Origin of the sequence: Mesorhizobium sp. IMUNJ 23033, assembly GCF_044778005.1 — a bacterium.
In the GTDB taxonomy this organism is placed as follows: Bacteria; Pseudomonadota; Alphaproteobacteria; order Rhizobiales; family Rhizobiaceae; genus Mesorhizobium; species Mesorhizobium amorphae_A.
The window spans coordinates 25784-41159 of record NZ_JBJACT010000019.1 but is presented as its reverse complement, the minus strand read 5'-3'; the positions used below and the strand labels follow the sequence as shown (position 1 = coordinate 41159).

Annotated in this window: 15 protein-coding genes; 4 read left to right on the top strand and 11 right to left on the bottom strand. The window is 66.3% G+C overall.

All coding sequences use genetic code 11. From position 1 onward, the window contains the following. Nucleotide 1: 1 nt before the first annotated feature. The 3 genes from ACFX5Q_RS20085 to ACFX5Q_RS20075 form a co-directional block, all read right to left on the bottom strand. Nucleotides 2-937 carry a carbohydrate ABC transporter permease gene (locus tag ACFX5Q_RS20085; protein WP_404281060.1) on the bottom strand — a complete coding sequence of 312 codons (936 nt, stop codon included), beginning with the start codon at nt 935-937 and terminating at the stop codon, nt 2-4. Beyond that, on the bottom strand, nt 937-2205 hold the full coding sequence (locus ACFX5Q_RS20080; RefSeq protein ID WP_404280793.1) for an ABC transporter substrate-binding protein: 1269 nt from the start codon (nt 2203-2205) through the stop codon (nt 937-939). The genes ACFX5Q_RS20085 and ACFX5Q_RS20080 overlap by 1 nt, the downstream gene beginning before the upstream one ends. Before the next feature lie 157 nt (nt 2206-2362). Continuing rightward, entirely contained in the window at nt 2363-3193 is an 831-nt protein-coding gene (locus tag ACFX5Q_RS20075) for an AraC family transcriptional regulator (protein ID WP_404280790.1), read from the bottom strand. 105 nt (nt 3194-3298) lie between these two features. Here ACFX5Q_RS20075 and ACFX5Q_RS20070 point away from each other — a divergent pair, with 105 nt between their 5' ends. Beyond that, nucleotides 3299-4474 (top strand): amidohydrolase, encoded by a 1176-nt coding sequence (locus ACFX5Q_RS20070; RefSeq protein WP_404280787.1) that lies wholly within the window; start codon nt 3299-3301, stop codon nt 4472-4474. Between the two features lie 75 nt (nt 4475-4549). Beyond that, nucleotides 4550-5737 (top strand): hypothetical protein, encoded by a 1188-nt coding sequence (locus ACFX5Q_RS20065; RefSeq protein ID WP_404280785.1) that lies wholly within the window; start codon nt 4550-4552, stop codon nt 5735-5737. Between the two features lie 66 nt (nt 5738-5803). On the opposite strand, the gene ACFX5Q_RS20060 is transcribed toward ACFX5Q_RS20065, so the two are convergent. The 8 genes from ACFX5Q_RS20060 to ACFX5Q_RS20025 form a co-directional block, all read right to left on the bottom strand. Beyond that, complete coding sequence (locus tag ACFX5Q_RS20060; protein WP_404280783.1) at nt 5804-6187, bottom strand: VOC family protein; 384 nt, start codon at nt 6185-6187, stop codon at nt 5804-5806. A gap of 91 nt (nt 6188-6278) precedes the next feature. Next, on the bottom strand, nt 6279-7277 hold the full coding sequence (locus ACFX5Q_RS20055; protein ID WP_404280780.1) for a Rieske 2Fe-2S domain-containing protein: 999 nt from the start codon (nt 7275-7277) through the stop codon (nt 6279-6281). Beyond that, on the bottom strand, nt 7274-8440 hold the full coding sequence (locus ACFX5Q_RS20050) for a GNAT family N-acetyltransferase (RefSeq protein ID WP_404280778.1): 1167 nt from the start codon (nt 8438-8440) through the stop codon (nt 7274-7276). The genes ACFX5Q_RS20055 and ACFX5Q_RS20050 overlap by 4 nt, the downstream gene beginning before the upstream one ends. After that, nucleotides 8422-9672 carry a F390 synthetase-related protein gene (locus ACFX5Q_RS20045; RefSeq protein ID WP_404280776.1) on the bottom strand — a complete coding sequence of 417 codons (1251 nt, stop codon included), beginning with the start codon at nt 9670-9672 and terminating at the stop codon, nt 8422-8424. Before ACFX5Q_RS20045 ends, ACFX5Q_RS20050 begins: the two co-directional genes overlap by 19 nt. Further along, complete coding sequence (locus tag ACFX5Q_RS20040) at nt 9669-10493, bottom strand: MBL fold metallo-hydrolase (protein ID WP_404280774.1); 825 nt, start codon at nt 10491-10493, stop codon at nt 9669-9671. The genes ACFX5Q_RS20045 and ACFX5Q_RS20040 overlap by 4 nt, the downstream gene beginning before the upstream one ends. Further along, entirely contained in the window at nt 10490-11473 is a 984-nt protein-coding gene (locus tag ACFX5Q_RS20035) for an NAD-dependent epimerase/dehydratase family protein (RefSeq protein ID WP_404280773.1), read from the bottom strand. The genes ACFX5Q_RS20040 and ACFX5Q_RS20035 overlap by 4 nt, the downstream gene beginning before the upstream one ends. A 2-nt stretch (nt 11474-11475) precedes the next feature. Continuing rightward, nucleotides 11476-12465 (bottom strand): 3-oxoacyl-ACP synthase III family protein, encoded by a 990-nt coding sequence (locus ACFX5Q_RS20030; RefSeq protein WP_404280770.1) that lies wholly within the window; start codon nt 12463-12465, stop codon nt 11476-11478. Between the two features lie 125 nt (nt 12466-12590). After that, on the bottom strand, nt 12591-13256 hold the full coding sequence (locus ACFX5Q_RS20025; RefSeq protein WP_404280769.1) for an ArsR/SmtB family transcription factor: 666 nt from the start codon (nt 13254-13256) through the stop codon (nt 12591-12593). A 103-nt stretch (nt 13257-13359) separates the two neighbouring features. On the opposite strand from ACFX5Q_RS20025, the gene ACFX5Q_RS20020 reads away from it, so the two are divergent. Both ACFX5Q_RS20020 and ACFX5Q_RS20015 read left to right on the top strand, forming a co-directional pair. Then, nucleotides 13360-14091 (top strand): MBL fold metallo-hydrolase, encoded by a 732-nt coding sequence (locus ACFX5Q_RS20020; RefSeq protein ID WP_404280768.1) that lies wholly within the window; start codon nt 13360-13362, stop codon nt 14089-14091. Continuing rightward, on the top strand, nt 14088-15338 hold the full coding sequence (locus tag ACFX5Q_RS20015; RefSeq protein WP_404280766.1) for an MFS transporter: 1251 nt from the start codon (nt 14088-14090) through the stop codon (nt 15336-15338). The genes ACFX5Q_RS20020 and ACFX5Q_RS20015 overlap by 4 nt, the downstream gene beginning before the upstream one ends. Nucleotides 15339-15376 lie beyond the last annotated feature (38 nt).

The following is a 15376-nucleotide window of genomic DNA, read 5'->3' as shown; positions in this document are numbered from 1 at the left end:
ATCAATAGTCCCTGTCCAGCCTGACCCGGCCGAGCCACAGCACGAGCATGGTCAGCAAGGCGAGGATGAGGAAGAGCAGCGTCGAGGCGGCGGAGCCGTAGGCGAATTTGTCGAACTCGAACAGGTTCTCGCGCGCAAACACCGACATTGATTTGGTGTGCGCATTGTTCGGCGTCAGCACATAGATCAGGTCGAAGATGCGCAGCGCGTCGAGGCCACGGAAGATCACCGCCACCATCAGCGCCGGCCGGATGAGCGGCAAGGTCACCTTCCAGAACACCCGCCAGGGGCTCACACCATCGATCCGGGCAACCTCGTAAATCTCGCGCGGCAGCATCTGCAGCGCGGCGAGGATGAGAAGCGCCATGAACGGCGTGGTCTTCCAGATATCGACGATGAGGACGGCGACCATCGCTGTATCGGCGCTGGCGGTCCAGGCGATCTTGGTGCTGATCAGGCCGAGGTTGAGCAGCACGTCGTTGATGATGCCGAACTGATCGTTGAGCATCCACTGCCACATCTTCGCCGAGACGATCGTCGGGATCGCCCAGGGGATGAGGACAGCGGCGCGCACGAAGCCGCGGCCCGGGAATTCGGCGTTGAGCACCAGTGCGACGATCATGCCGAGGACCGTCTCACAGGTCACCGAGATCACAGCGAAGCGCACCGTGTTCCAGACGGCGCGCCACCAGGCAGGATCGACGAGCAGGCCGTCGTAGAGAACCCGGCCGCTCGGCATGGCGAGCACCGAAAAGTAATTGGCAAAGCCAATCCACCGGCCTGCCTCGAGGTCGGTCAGCGAGGTGTCGGTGAAGCTGAAATAGATGGTGCGCAGAAGCGGCCAGCCGGCGACGGCGGCGAGCACGACGAGCATCGGCGCAAGGAACAGCCACGCCGCGCGCACGCGCTGGCGCATCAGCCGCGAGCGCGCCTGCATCACCAGGCGGCGCCCTTGAGCTTCGTCAGTGTCACTTCGAGATCGGCGAGGTTGTCGGCGGCCGAGCCTTCGCCGGAGAGCGTCTCGTGGACGGCAGTCCAGAACGCGTTGGACACCTCGTTGTACCTGACCTTGGCCTCATTCGAGGGACGCGGCACGGCGTTGAGGAAGACGTTCTTCCAGCGCGGGATGACCGGTTGCTCCCTGGCGATGTCGGCATCGTCGTAGAGCGCCTGGATGGTCGGCAGATAAGACGCCTTCAGCGCGCGGTACTTCTGCATCTCGGGCGACGCGACCCATTTGACCAGCTCGATCGCTGCATCCGGGTTCTTCGAATATTTGGAAACGGCGAGGTTCCAGCCGCCGAGCGTCGCCGCCGAGCGGGCGCCCTCGCCCGACCCGGGCGGCAACGTGGTCACGTCGAACTTGCCCTTGATGGGCGAGCCTTCGCTCTCGCCCAGCGAATAGGCGTAGGGCCAGTTGCGCATGAAGACCGCGTTGCCGGTCTGCCAGACGCCGCGCGACTCTTCCTCCTGATAGGCGAGAACACCCGGAGGCGCGATGGTGCCCACCCAGCCCTTGGCCATGTCGAGGGCGGCGGCCGCCTTCGGATTGTTGATCGAGATCGTGCCGTCCGGCTCGATGATCTGCCCACCGCCGTTCGACATCACCCATTCGAGCGCGTCGCAGGTCAGCCCCTCATAGGCGTTGCCCTGGAAGACGAAGCCCCAGATGTTTTTGTTGCCGGCCTCCCGTTCCTTGTCCATGACCAGCTTGGCGGTGGCGGCAAGCTCGCTCCAGCTTCCCGGCAGCTTGGCACCATACTTATCCAGCAGGTCCTTGCGGTAGTAGAGTGCCGGCGCGTCGGTGAATATCGGCAGCGCCACCAGCTTGCCGTCGACGGTCTGCGACTGGATGATCGACGGGTAATGGGCCGCAACGACATCCTTGGTCGCAGCGGTCAGGTCGACGAGCTGGCTGGCCAACTGCGGCGCCCAGATGACGTCGGTCTGATAGACGTCGATGTCGCTGTTGTGGGCGGCGAGCCAAAGCCTGTATTGGCCGAACTGGTCCGTGGTCGAGGTCGGCATCGGAATGATGGTGACCTTGTTGCCGCTTTTCTTCTCGTACTGGTCGAGGATGTCGCGAAGCACCTTCAGGCCATTGCCTGTGTCGCCCGAGACGATGGAGAGGTCGACGGCCCGGGCCGGGCTGGCAGCGAGCACAGCGGCGACGGCAAACGCAAGCAGTGCGTGAAAGAACTTCATGGCGGCGGGTCTCCTCCGGCAGTCGACCAAACGGACAGGCCATGCCTGACCATCCCGGCTGCTCACGACGCACCCCGCCCTCTCCGGCATTGAACTGCGAAGATGCGTGTTGGGTTCCCTATAACGGCCGGTTCATTTTCGACTTGTGGTTGTTGCCTTATGCGGCGGCGCGCCAAGCGCCGGGCGACAGGCCCTTGATGGTCTTGAACACTCTTGTGAGATGGCTTTGGTCGGCAAAGCCGGTCGCGACGGCGATTTCGGCAAGCGGCATGTCGGTTCGCATCAGTGCTGACGCGGCGCGGATGCGGCGGTCGCGCAGATACTGTCCGGGCGTCATGCAAGCTGCGCGATGGAAATCGCGAATAACCTGGAAGCGGCTGACGCCGGCGGCGCTGGCCAGGCGCGCGAGGTCGAAGCCGGCAGCGAGATCGGCCTCGATCAACTCGCCATAAAGCCGGAAGCGCCTGACCGCCTCGCCGCCATCGGACGAATGAATGCTGCCCTTGCCGTTGCCGAAACGGCTGACCAGTTCGCGCAACACCAGCAGCATCGCCGCTTCCAGCTCAAGCGGCTGCCCCGCCAGACGATGCGCATGCACGAAGCCGCGCGCCAGGTCGGGCGCCTGCAAAATCCCCTCGGCGAACATCGGCAATCCCTGCAGCCCGAGATCGTCGGCGATCTCGCCCATCAGGGCAGCATCGGGATAGCAGGTGCGGTAGGCCCAGCCGGAGGCACAGCCCTTTTCGCCGTCATGTGGTTCTTCTGGATTGACGGCGATGATCGAGCCCGCCGGCGCCAGATGATTGCGGCGGCCGATCCTCAGTCTTTCGACGCCGCCAACGACGACACCGAAGACATAGGTCGGATGCGTGTGCAGCGCATAGGCATGGTCGCGGTAGCGGGCTGCGAGCATTTCGAGACCGCCAAGGCCGGCTTGCCGCGTCAGCCTCGCGGCATCGCGTTCTCTCTGTTCGCTGGCATCGCTCATGGTGCCCCCAGCCTTCTCGAAAGCACGCGGCCCGTCAATCCCGTTCAAGACCAGGAGCCAGGCAACCGGGTATCCAGGCGACACTGGACGACGCGGAGAGCGACAATGCAGGAGAACGACAGGGTGGCAGCAATCGTGCCGGAGGCGATCGGCTGGCGGCAACACATCCATGCCAATCCGGAACTGGGCTTTGCAGAGATCGAGACGGCGGCCTTCGTGGCGGGAAAGCTCAAAGAATTCGGCCTCGCCGTCCACACCGACGTCAGCGCCACCGCAGTGGTGGCGACGCTGACCAAGGGCACCAGCCGACGGTCAATCGCGCTGCGCGCCGAACTCGACGCCTTGCCGATCAAGGAAGCCGCCAATGTCGACTACGCCTCACGCAAGGACGGCGTCATGCATGCCTGCGGCCATGACGGCCACATGGCAATGCTGCTCGGCGCCGCAAAGCTGCTTGCGGAGAGCGGTAGTTTCGACGGTACGGTGGTGTTCGTGTTCCAGCCGGCCGAAGAGGTGCTGGGCGGCGGCAAGAAGATGATCGAGGACGGGTTGCTTACCCGCCTTCCGGTCGAACAGGTGTTTGCGGTCCACAATTGGCCGGGCTTTCCGGAAGGGCATGTCGGCGTGCGCGCCGGGCCGCAAATGGCGGCGGTCGACGATTTCGAGATCGCCTTTCGCGGCAGCGGCTGCCACGCGGCGATGCCGCATCTGGGCGACGACCCCGTGCTGGCAGCGGCAAGCTTCGTCACCGCCATCCAGCGCCTGGTCAGCCGCAGCGTCGATCCGCTGTCGCCCATCGTGCTGTCGGTGACGCAAATCCATGGCGGCCGCTTCAACAATTTCGTGCCGGGTGAGGTGAAGGTCGAGGGTACTTGCCGCTTCTATGACCGGGCGCTGTCGGATCATTGCACCGCGGAGATCGAGCGCGTGGCCGAGGCCTGCGCGGCAATGCACGGTGCGAGCGCCAAGCTCATCTACAAGCGCGGCTATCCGCCGGTGGTGAATCCGCCTGATGGCGCGGCGCTCGCGGCAGCGGCCGCCGCTGAGACGATCGGCGCGGATCGTGTCCTTACCGAGTTCCAGCCGAGCATGGGCTGCGAGGATTTTGCCTATTTGCTGCAAGGCGTCGGCGACGGCGCCTATGCCTGGATCGGCGCCGGCGATGTCGGCCCGGGCGCCGGGCTGCATGGCGACCGCTTCGTCTTCAACGACGCCATCATCCCGATCGGCATCCGCTTCTTCCTCAACGTCGTCGAGCGCGCGCTGCCCCTTGGGGGATGACAACGTCGCGGGTGGCTTGAACCGGCAAGCGCCCGTTGCCAAGCGCTCGGATTTCGAGCAAGCCTCGCGGCGACCGTGACGATTGCGAATAGCCTGCCGATGCCGGGGCCTGATAACACCATACTCGTCACCGGGGCTCGCGCGCCGGTGGCGCTGCATCTGGCGCGCCTGCTGCACGGCGCCGGACGCTGGGTGATCCTCGCCGACAGCCCGGCCCACCCGATCGCCGCCGCGAGCAGCGCCTGCGCGCGCTATCACCGCCTGCCGCCGCCGCGCTTCGAGCCGGCGGCCTATGCCGAGACGGTCGAGGCGCTGGTGCGCGCCGAAGGTGTCGATCTGGTCATCCCGACTTGCGAGGAGGTGTTTTATCTCGCCCTTGCCTGGCGCGAGCGTGCCATCCCTGCCCGCCTGTTCGCGCCGGGTATCGAGCTACTTGCACAGGTGCATGACAAGCACGCCTTCATCCGCCTGGCCGAGAGTTTTGGCCTGGCCGTGCCGGAGACGACGCTGCTGCAATCGGCTGCCGATCTCGACGCGGTGCGCGGCCGCTCGCGCGAACTGGTGTTCAAGCCGGTCTGGTCGCGCTTCGCCAGCCAGGTGCAGCTCCGCCCCTCGCCCGGCGCGCTCGACGCCATCAGCCCGTCGCCCGCCGCACCCTGGGTGGCGCAGCGTTTCGTGCCCGGCGATGAGATCAGCGCCTATGCGGTGGCGCGCGACGGCGCCCTCAAGGCGTTCTCGCTCTACCGTTCGCTCTATCGCGCCGGCAAGGGCGCGGGGATCTACTTCGAGCCGGTCGAGGACGCGGCCGCGCGGCATCTGGTCGAGCGCATCGTCGCGGCCACCGGCTGGAGCGGGCAGATCTCCTTCGACCTGATGCGCGAGGCCGACGGCCGCGTGCTGCCGCTGGAGTGCAATCCGCGCGCCGTCAGCGGCCTGCATTTCTTTCGCGACCCGTCGCGCTTTGCCGACGCTATGCTGGGGGACGGCGCGGAGGTGAAGCCCGATGTCGCCGCGCCGCAGACGGTGCGGCTCGCCATGTGTATCTACGGGCTGCCGGCGGCGCTGCGCTCCGGCGAGTTAAGCCGCTTCCGCCGGACGATACGCGAGGCCGACGACCTGCTTGACTGGCCGGACGACCCCGCGCCGAAGAAAGCGCAGTGGCGGGCGCTGGCGGAGATCGCAGGCACGGCATGGCGCGAGCGCATCAGCCTGCAGGCCGCCTCGACCCGCGACATGGAATGGAACGGCCCGCTCCAGACTTGAATCAGCTGAATCAGGAAACCAGGCTATCCCATTGCCGCGTCTTGGTTTTTCCGCAAGTGGTTTCGGTCACGCCGGCTTCGCAGGCTCATTGGCCATGGCCTCGATGTTGTAGCCATCGGGATCAAGAACAAAGCAGGCGTAGTAGTTCGCGGCGTATTCCGGGCGCGGGCCGGGCGCGCCATTGTCGGTGGCACCCGCGTCGAGAGCAGCGCGATAAAACGCGTCGACCTCCGCCTTGCTGTTGACCCGGAAAGCCACGTGCAAATGCGTCAGAGGTGGTTTGCTGTCCGATGTCTGGATCTCGAACAGGGCGCCGTCGCCAACGTCAAAGGCCCAGAACACGGCCTCCTTGCCGAAGGAGAGGCGATAACCCAATGGCTCAAGCGCTCGCTCGTAGAAGAGCTTGCTCGTCTGCAGGTCGCTGACCGCGATGGTTATGTGATCGATCACGTCTTGGGCACTCCATGAAGGCGGACATTGCCAACGAGGCTAGCACCAGTCGGAGGCTCGAAAACAGGCGTCATTCCAAAATCCGGCCTTGCTAAAGTTCGATCTGGTGGACGCGCGGCCTGGCCGCGGATGCCGGCATTTCGCCATCCATGATGGCGGCGATGTCGCGGCGAAGGAAATCCAGCGGACCGATCGCCGGGCGCGCAGGCGGCTCGAAACGGGCATTGTCGCTCGCCGATTTCAGCACGCGGCGATCCTGCTCGAGGGCGATGTTGAACAGCGGCTTGAAGGCGAGCGCCTTGATCTCGCCCAGCCATCCCTGGCGCGGGCCGATCAGCCAGCCGACGCCCTCGACGGTGCGCTCGTCGGCCTGACGCAAATGGAAGGTCGTGGCCAGCGCCAGCCCGCCCTTGCCCCAATATTCCAGCTCGGCGATGCCGGGGTGGCGGAAGCGGCCGATGGTTTTCGCCCGCTCTCCCTCCAGCAGCCGGCTGATCAGCCCTTGCTGGCGCTCCTCGCCGGTGTAGCAGGCCTCGACCCAGCCCTCCCCGCCGGTCACTTCGACGCGCACAAGATGGCGCTTCGAACTCAGGCCGCGCAGCAGGCCCTTGTGGGTGAAGTGGATGTGGGTGGCGTCGAGGATGTTCTCGGCCGCGTCGATGACCGTCGATTGGGTCGAGGAGCGCACCCGCCGCAAGACGATGTCCTTGCCCTGCATGCAGTGGAGATAGGGTTCGCTTTCCGGCGCGCCCGACGACACGAAGACGACGCCGTCACGCTCGATGGCGCTAAAGCTGCGCACCCGGTAATGCGGCATCTCGCCGACATGGCCGGGAATGGCGGTGCAGCGTCCTTCGCCATCGTAGCGCCAGCCGTGATAGGGGCATTCGATCTCGCCGCCGACCACCTTGCCGGTCGACAGTTCGACCAGCCGGTGCGGGCAGCGGTCGAAAAGCGCTGCAATGCCTTGCGCCGAGTGGAACAGCACCAGCGGCGCGCCGTCGAACAGGATGCGCTTCGGCTTGCCCCTGATGTCGGCTGACAGCGCCACCGCCTGCCAATGATTCTTGCTTTTTTGGCGCTCGCTCATAGTTCGAACCTCCTGAGCAGGGGGATGCCGATCCGCGCCAGCACGGTTTCCATGATGCGGATCGCCATGCGGCGACGGCGCGGCAGATGGCCGGCATAGACGGCGTTGTACTCGATCGCCGGCACGGCGCCGCGCCGGCGTTTGAAGTCGGCGGCACCGGCGCTCATGTTGAAGAACAGGCCGCGCGCCGTGGCATGGTCCTGCGCCATCGCCATCACCATGCGGTAGAGGCCTTCCTCGATCGGCAGGCCGGTATCGTAGCCGACGATCGGCTGGGTCAGCGTGCGGCCGTTCTCGAACAGGCCGGTGATGGCGACAAGCTCGCCGCCCGGCCGGCGCAGGCCTGCCAGGCTGATTATTCCGCGGCGGTGCATCTCTGCGATATAGCGGGCGGTGTAGTGCGGATTGAGCGGCGTGTATTTGTCGAGATAGAGCATCCGGTAGAGTTCTTCGCTGCGCACATAGTCGGCCTCGCCGAAACCGGCATCGCCGACCCTCTCGAAGCCGGTCATGCGCAGCCGCTTGCGGTCGCGCTTCATGTCGTTTGTCATGGCCGGCGCGGCGCTGCGGTCGGCAAAGATGTAGATCTGGCGCGCCGCCAGCATGCGAAAGCCTTCGGCCTTCAACGCCGCGATGGTCGCGGGATCGGCGATCTCGTTCAGCGAACGGATGACGATCGCACGGTCGGGGAACCGCGCAGCAAGGTTGGCGCGTAGTGCGATGACCGCGGCGCGGTCGAGCAGCGGCACCGGATTGGTCGAATAGAGCCAGTTGTTGACCTGCACCTGATGGTCGAGGCCGCACGCCCTGACCAGCGGCGCGCAGGTGCCGATCAGCGCGCGAAGCGCCCGCCGCAGCAAAGGATGCGCGACGAAATTGCGGGTCTCGTCGACGGCGTAGTCGATGTAGGCGCTGGACGGGCAGCAGATGTAGCAGTTCGGCGCCTCGCTGGCATCGTTCAGCGTCAGCGGGAAGACGCGGCCGACGATCTCCAGCGTCTCGACCGAGACCGTCAGATTGGCAACGAGATCATGCACCGGGATGCCGTTGAAAAGCTCGACGAATGCCCGGACTTTGGCGGGGCTGTTCTCGACGCGGTCCGCCTGCTGAAGCGGGCCGTCCAACGTGGCAGCATCCGGCCGGCTCACGGCGGCACCCGGCATTCGACGCGCCGCAGCTTGCGGCTGGTTTCGAGCAGCAGCGGCACGCGGATAAGAGCGACCGTCGCGGCAGACTTTCGCGCCGCCAGCAGCGCCTGCACAGCGTGATGCGCGGCGGTTGCGGCTTCGTCGTCGAGATCGGGCGCGAGCCTGAGCTCGATCGTCTCGAGCGCGGTCTGGATCAGGCGGAAATCGTCGATGCGCCGATCGGCCTTCAGCACGGCGTTGCGCAGGATGTCGGGTGTCAGCAGGATCGGCCCATCCGCCGAGGCAAGCCGGAAGACATCGTCCATGCGGCCGACGATCTCGTCCACGGTGCGCAGCGGCGAGCCGCAACGGCAGGGTTTGTCGGAGAGCCGTAACAGGTCGTTCATCCTGTATCGCGCCATGATCTGGGTCTGGCGGCGGAAGGCGGTGACCAGAGGCGTGACCAGCCCGTCGCCGGCCGGCTCGAATTCGAAGAAGACCGAGTCTTCCGCAAGATGCAGCCCGCCCTGCCGGCAGGTGACCGCGAACAGTCCTTCGGTCGCCATGTAGATCTCGTCGAGCGTCAGCCGGAAGAAGGTCTCGATAACAGGACGGTCGACCGGATCCAGCGTCTCGGCAGCGGAGAAGACGCGCTCTGGCGAGAGCCGGAAGCCGGTGGCGGCAAAATGCCGGAGCATCTTGGGCGGTGCGATGATCACCGTCGGCACGAAATCCTCGAGCGCGGCGCGCCAATGCTCGGGCCCGAGCGTCAGGTCGAAAAAGCGCAGGTCGATACGCCGGGATTTGCGCGCGCTGTCATAGAGGCCGGTGTTCTGCGGCAGGATGACGGCGACGCGCATGCCGCGCCAGAGCAGATCCGGCACCGCCTTGGCGAGGATCGTGCCCAGCCAGCGGTATTTTTCCGCCTCGGAAATGACGAACAGGCCGCGATTGCCCGATGTGCCGGTGCTTGCTCCGACCGTCAGGTCGCCGAGGCGGCCATCGGCGGAAGCGGCGGCCCAGGCATCGCGGGCCGACACACCGCCGATGTTGAAGCGCTCGAAATTCGCCATCAGCTGCGCCTTGTCGGTCACCGGCAGCTCGCCGAGGTGATGCGGTACCTTGCCGTAGAATGGTGCCAGCGGCAGGTCGCGGTCGAGCCAACGGCGCAAGGTGCGCGCCTGCCAGCGCTCGAAGGCGGGACGGCTCTTGCGCGACACCCATCGGGTGACGGCAAACGACCGGAGCGCTTCGGCGAGCCCGTTCATCCGCCCTCGCCGCCCAGATCATATTTCGTCGGCGCCGGATCGTGGCAGAACATGACCTCGCCGCCGGCCGCCAGAAAGCGGCGCAGCATGGCGCTGGTCGGCTCGATGGCGGCAAAATCCTCGGCCAGCAGGCTTGTCGGAAAACCCGGCGTGCGTTCCTGCTTCAGCGCGCCGAGCAACCACTGCACGTCGACGGCGTAGAGTAGCGGACGCTCCATGTTGGGGAAGAGCAGGCCGAACTGGCCGTCGGCATGGCCGGGAAGGTCGACCGCCACCACGCTGCCGTCGCCGAACAGGTCGGCCCCGCCGGGCACGTCATCATGGGGTGCTACCTGCCGCTTGGACGACAATCCATCGAGCCGGCTCTCGAAATCCGCCGGAAACAGTTCGGTGAATACGCCATGGCGCAAATTCTGCCAGGCTGTCCGTGCCTTCAGCCGCGCCCAGGCGGCGTCGCTGGCGATGAAGCGAGCCTTTGGAAACAGGGACAGGCCCGAGATATGGTCGGCATGGAAATGGGTGACGATGACGGCGCTGATGTCGCCGGGCGCGAGGCCAAAGCGCGCCAGCACCGGCAGCACCTGCTCGGCCGCATTGAGTTCGGGGTTCAGCAGCGCGCCGTAAAGGCGCAGCATCGTGCCGCGTCCCGACCCGGTGACCGCTTCGGGCGTGTAGCCGGTGTCGACCAGCACCGGCCCGGCGACGGGATGCAGGATCAGCCCGTAGCGGACGCGCAGCCGCACGCTCTTCCAGGTGCCGCCACGCAGGATCAGCCGTTCGGCCGCACTCACCCAGGCGCTGTTGGCAAAGACGATCTTCACGCCAGGCCTCCCCCGGTGAAGGTACGGTCGAGCCCTGCCTCGAAGGAGATTTTCGGCGCCCAGCCCAGCACGCGCTTCGCCTTCGCAAGGTCGAGGCTCTGGGCATAGGCGAACAGGCCGAGGCCATAGCGCGTCACCGGCGGCTCGGGACGACCGGGCAGTCGCAGCGCCACGGCCTCCATCGCACCGGCCGCCAGCATCGCCGGCCAGAGCGGCATCTTGCGCCAGCGCGCCGCAAAACCGGCCCGCGCGCAGGCCGTGTCGGCGATGCGGCGCACCGGCAGCACCTCGCCGCCGGAGACGTTGAAGATCTGGCCTTCGGCTTGGCCCGACGCCGACAAGGCGGCCAGCACGGCGTCGACGACATCGCCGACATAGGTGAGATCGATGCGCGCCCGGCCGTCGCGAAACAGCGGCAGCGGGCGGCTTTTTGCGGCTTTGAGCAGGCGCGGCAGCAGTGCACGATCGCCGGCGCCGTAGATGCCGCGCGGTCTCAACACCACCGGGTGGCTGACAGGCGCGGCCAGCACGAGCCTCTCGGCCTCACGCTTGGTGCGGGCATAGTGGTTGACCGGGTCGGGCAAGGCCGCGTCTTCGGCAAGATCGAGCTGATCGCGATAGGCGAAGCACACCGACGGGCTGGAGATATGGACGAAGCGGCCGATGCCTTGCCGTGTCGCGAAATCGAGGAGGTTGCGGGTTGCCGTCACATTGGCCGCCTCGAAATCCGCGAGCCGGCCGAACGGCGCCGAGAGCGCGGCGCAATGGACGATCCGGTCGACCTTGCCGAGTCGTTGATCAAGCCTCGTATCGAAGGGCACGGACAGGTCGTGGCGGATGGTCTGGTGGCCCTGCGCCTCCAGCGCGGCACAACGCGCCGCATCGCGGCCGAGACCGAGTGCCGGCGTGCCCGATGCGGCCAGCCGCGCCATGACATGGGTGCCGAGGAAGCCGCTGGCGCCGGTGACGAGCACGGCCATCGTCAGGCTTCCAGCGCCATGCCGCCGAAGGACACGCCGGCCGATGTGCCCAGGAACAGCAGCTTCGCGCCTGCTTCGACGCGGCCTTGCCGTCGCGCGATATCGAGCGCGAAGGGAATGGAGGCGGCGATCTGGTTGCCGTAGCGCGCCGAGATGTCGACGAGCTTTTCCGGCGCGAAGCCGGTCTGGCGCGCCATGTGGGCGAGCGCGAACGGGCTTGCCTGATGCGGCACGACGAGGTCGACATCCTCATGCCGCCAACCGGCGCGCTCGAGCAATTCGGTGACGAATCCGTTGAAATGGCGCGAGGTGACGCGGAACAATTCCTTGCCGTCCATATGGAACAGGCTGTGGCGGGCAAACTCTTCCGGCTGGCGGCGAAAATCGAAACGGGTGCCGCCGGAGCCGATGCCGCAGGCCTCCCAGGCCGACGGGTAAGTGCGCATCAGGTTTGCCGCCACCCTGCCTTCACTCGGCTCGGCCTTGCGCAGCACCGCCGCAGCGGCGCCATCGCCGAACAGTGCCGCGACTTCCGGCTGTTCCTTCCAAGGCAGAGCCCGTGAGGCGACCTCGGAAGAAAACACCAGCGCCGTCCTACATTGCCCGGCCTCGATCAAGCGGGCAGCGGTCTCGAATGCGGTGAGAAAACCGAGGCAGGTGCTGTTGACGTCGAAGGCAGCGGCCGATCCGTCGGCCAGGCCGAGGCGCTGCATGACCAAAGGCGCCGTCGACGGCAGCGGCTGGTAAGGCACGCCGCAGCCGGCGATGACGAGATCGACGGCGCCGACCTCGATCCCGGCATCGGCGAGCGCCAGACGCGCCGCCGCGCAAGCGAGGTCAATCTGCGATTCAGCCTCGCAGACATAGCGCTCGACAACGCCCGTGGCGGCTTCGAGCGTGCCCTGGCCAAGGCCGAGCCTTTCCTCCAGCGCGCGCGACGTCACGCATGAAGCCGGCACCGCCCTGCCGGTTCCGATGATCCTGACCCGCATTCTCAACCCGCCGAATGAGTTCGCGTCTATCTAACCCATAACCCGGATTGCGTGTGATGGTAATGATGTGTCTCGAAATGCCGCCTGGCTCCGGCGAGTAGCGCTCCGTCGACCGAGGTGCCGGATCAGGCCGCCACCTCGACGGCCATTCCGGCGGCCCTCCACTCGGGCATGCCATCCGCGAGCCGGCGCGCGGCATAACCGTGGCTGCGAAGTGCCGCCACCGCCTCGAAGGACATCACACACCATGGACCGCGGCAGTAGGCGACGACTTCCTTGTCCTTGCCGAGCTCGGAAAGCCGGGCCGGAAGATCGCCAAGCGGTACGTTGATCGCGCCTGGTACATGGCCGAGCGCAAACTCGTCCGGCGGGCGGACATCGATCACGGTCACCAGCCCGTCGTGCATTCGCATGGCCAGTTCCTGGCGCGTGACCGGCTCCATGTCGTCGCGGGCTTCGAAATAGCCGCGCACGATGCGGTCGACTTCCGCCAGATGGCGCTCGGCGACGGTGCGCACCGAAGCGAATGCCGCCAGCCCGCTGTCGTCGACGAGACGGTAGTTGACGAACTTGCCGTTGCGCTCGGCCGACAACAGCCCGGCGCGGCGAAGTGTCTGCAGATGCTGGGAAACGTTGGCGATCGGCAGGCCGAGCTTCATTGCCAGCGCCTCGACGCTGCGCGGACCCTGCGCCAGGTGCTCGATCAGTTCCAGCCGCTGCGGATGGCCGAGCGCCTTGGCGACGATCGCGAACTGCTCGTAGAGCTTCTGTTTCGGATTGCGGATTGACATCGACTTCCAGGTCACGATACATCATTCAATATAATCATTGAATGACAGCCCCCAGCCGAGCTGTCAAGCTTTCGCCCGTTCGCGGGCGCGCCGGAGCGTGGCGATGATCCTGAGACAATTCCTTCATTCGCAGCCGGTTGGCGCGTCCTATCTGTTCGGTTGCGGCGGCAAGGCGGCCGCAGCCGTCGTCGATCCGATCGGCGACATCGCGCCCTATCTCGAGGTAGCGCAAGCGACCGGCATGCGCATCCTCTACGTCATCGACACCCACATCCACGCCGATCATATTTCGGCGGGCCGCGCGCTCGCCGCGGCCGCCGGTGCCGACTACGTGCTGTTCGAGGGTGCGCAAGCCGCCTTCCCGTTCCGGGCGGTCAAGGATGGCGATGTCCTCGAACTCGGCAACGTGACCGCGACGGTCATGCACACGCCCGGCCATACGCCGGAGCACATAACGCTGCTGGTGACCGACCGCACCCGCGCGCCGGAACCGTGGTTCGCGCTGACCGGCCACACGCTGATGGTAGGCGACGTCGGCCGCACCGAACTCGCCTCCAGCGCCGAGGACGGCGCCAGGGCGCTGTTTGCGAGCGTCGGGCGGCTGAAACAACTGCCCGATCATATCGAGGTGCTGCCCGGGGCCTTTTCGGGCTCGGTCTGCGGACGGTCGCTGAGCGGCAAGCCGACGTCGACGATCGGCTTCGAGAAGCGCTTCAACAAGGCCTTCCGCATCGACGACGAGTCCGCGTTCGTTCAGGCGATGACCGCCGATATTCCACCACCGCCGCCCGATGCAGCCCATAACCGCGCCTCGAACGCTGGCGCTGCGCGGTGACGGCGGCGGTGGCCGCATCCTCCATAGCACTCGGTCTCAAGGCAAACTGGCGGCAATTCGCCCTGCTGGTGCTGATCAACGCCTTCGTCGGCGGCATGGTCGGCATTGAGAGAACCGTGGTGCCGCTGATCGGCTCCAAGGAGTTCGGCATCACCTCGACGACGCTGGTCGTTTCCTTCATCGTCAGCTTCGGCGTGGTGAAGGCCTTCGCCAATCTCGTCTCCGGCCAGCTTGCCGACAGCTGGGGCCGCAAGCGCGTGCTGGTGCTCGGCTGGATGTTCGGCCTTCCCGTGCCGTTCATGATCCTGTGGGGCCCGAGCTGGAGCTGGATCATCGCCGCCAACGCCCTGCTCGGCGTCAGCCAGGGGCTGGCCTGGTCGATGACGGTGCTGATGAAGGTCGACCTCGTCGGGCCGAAGGGGCGCGGACTGGCGGTCGGCCTGAATGAGTTCGCCGGCTATTTCGCCGTCGGCATCACCGCTTTCCTGACCGGCTATCTGGCCGGGCAATACGGCCTTCGCCCGGTCCCCATCTATCTCGGGATCGGGTACGCGATCGTCGGAACCGCGCTGTCGATCCTGCTGGTGCGGGACACGCGCGGGCATGTCCAACTGGAGGCGGCAAACGCTGCGAAGGCGGCCTCTCCCCTCACCTTTCGCGAAATCTTCGCCTTGACCTCGTTCGGCGACCCGAACCTGTTCGCGGCCTCGCAAGCGGGGCTGGTCAACAACCTCAACGACGGCATGAGCTGGGGCATCTTCCCGCTGTTCTTCGCCGCGAACGGCCTCGGCGTGGAGCGAATCGGAATTCTGAAAGCCGTCTATCCGGCCGCCTGGGGGGTGCTTCAGGTCGCCACCGGACCGCTCAGCGACAAATGGGGCCGCAAGGGCCTGATCGTAGCGGGCATGTGGGTTCAGGCGGCAGCCTTGCTGCTGACCGCCCTCACCCGCGACTTCCGCTGGTGGCTGGCGGCAAGCCTGCTGCTTGGGCTCGGCACCGCGATGGTTTATCCGAGCCTGATCGCGGCCGTGTCCGATGCATCCCACCCCTCGTGGCGGGCGCGCTCGCTCAGCGTCTATCGCTTCTGGCGCGACCTCGGTTACGCGATCGGTGCGCTCTCGGCAGGCCTTGTCGCCGACTTCTTCGGCTTCGCCTGGGCGATAGGATCGGTCGCGGCGCTGACATTTATCTCAGGCATCGTCGTTGCCCTGATGATGCGAGCGCCGGACAGAGGGCCAAACAGCTAGAGTGTGGTCCGACATGGCCGGTTCGCTACCTTCCGCGT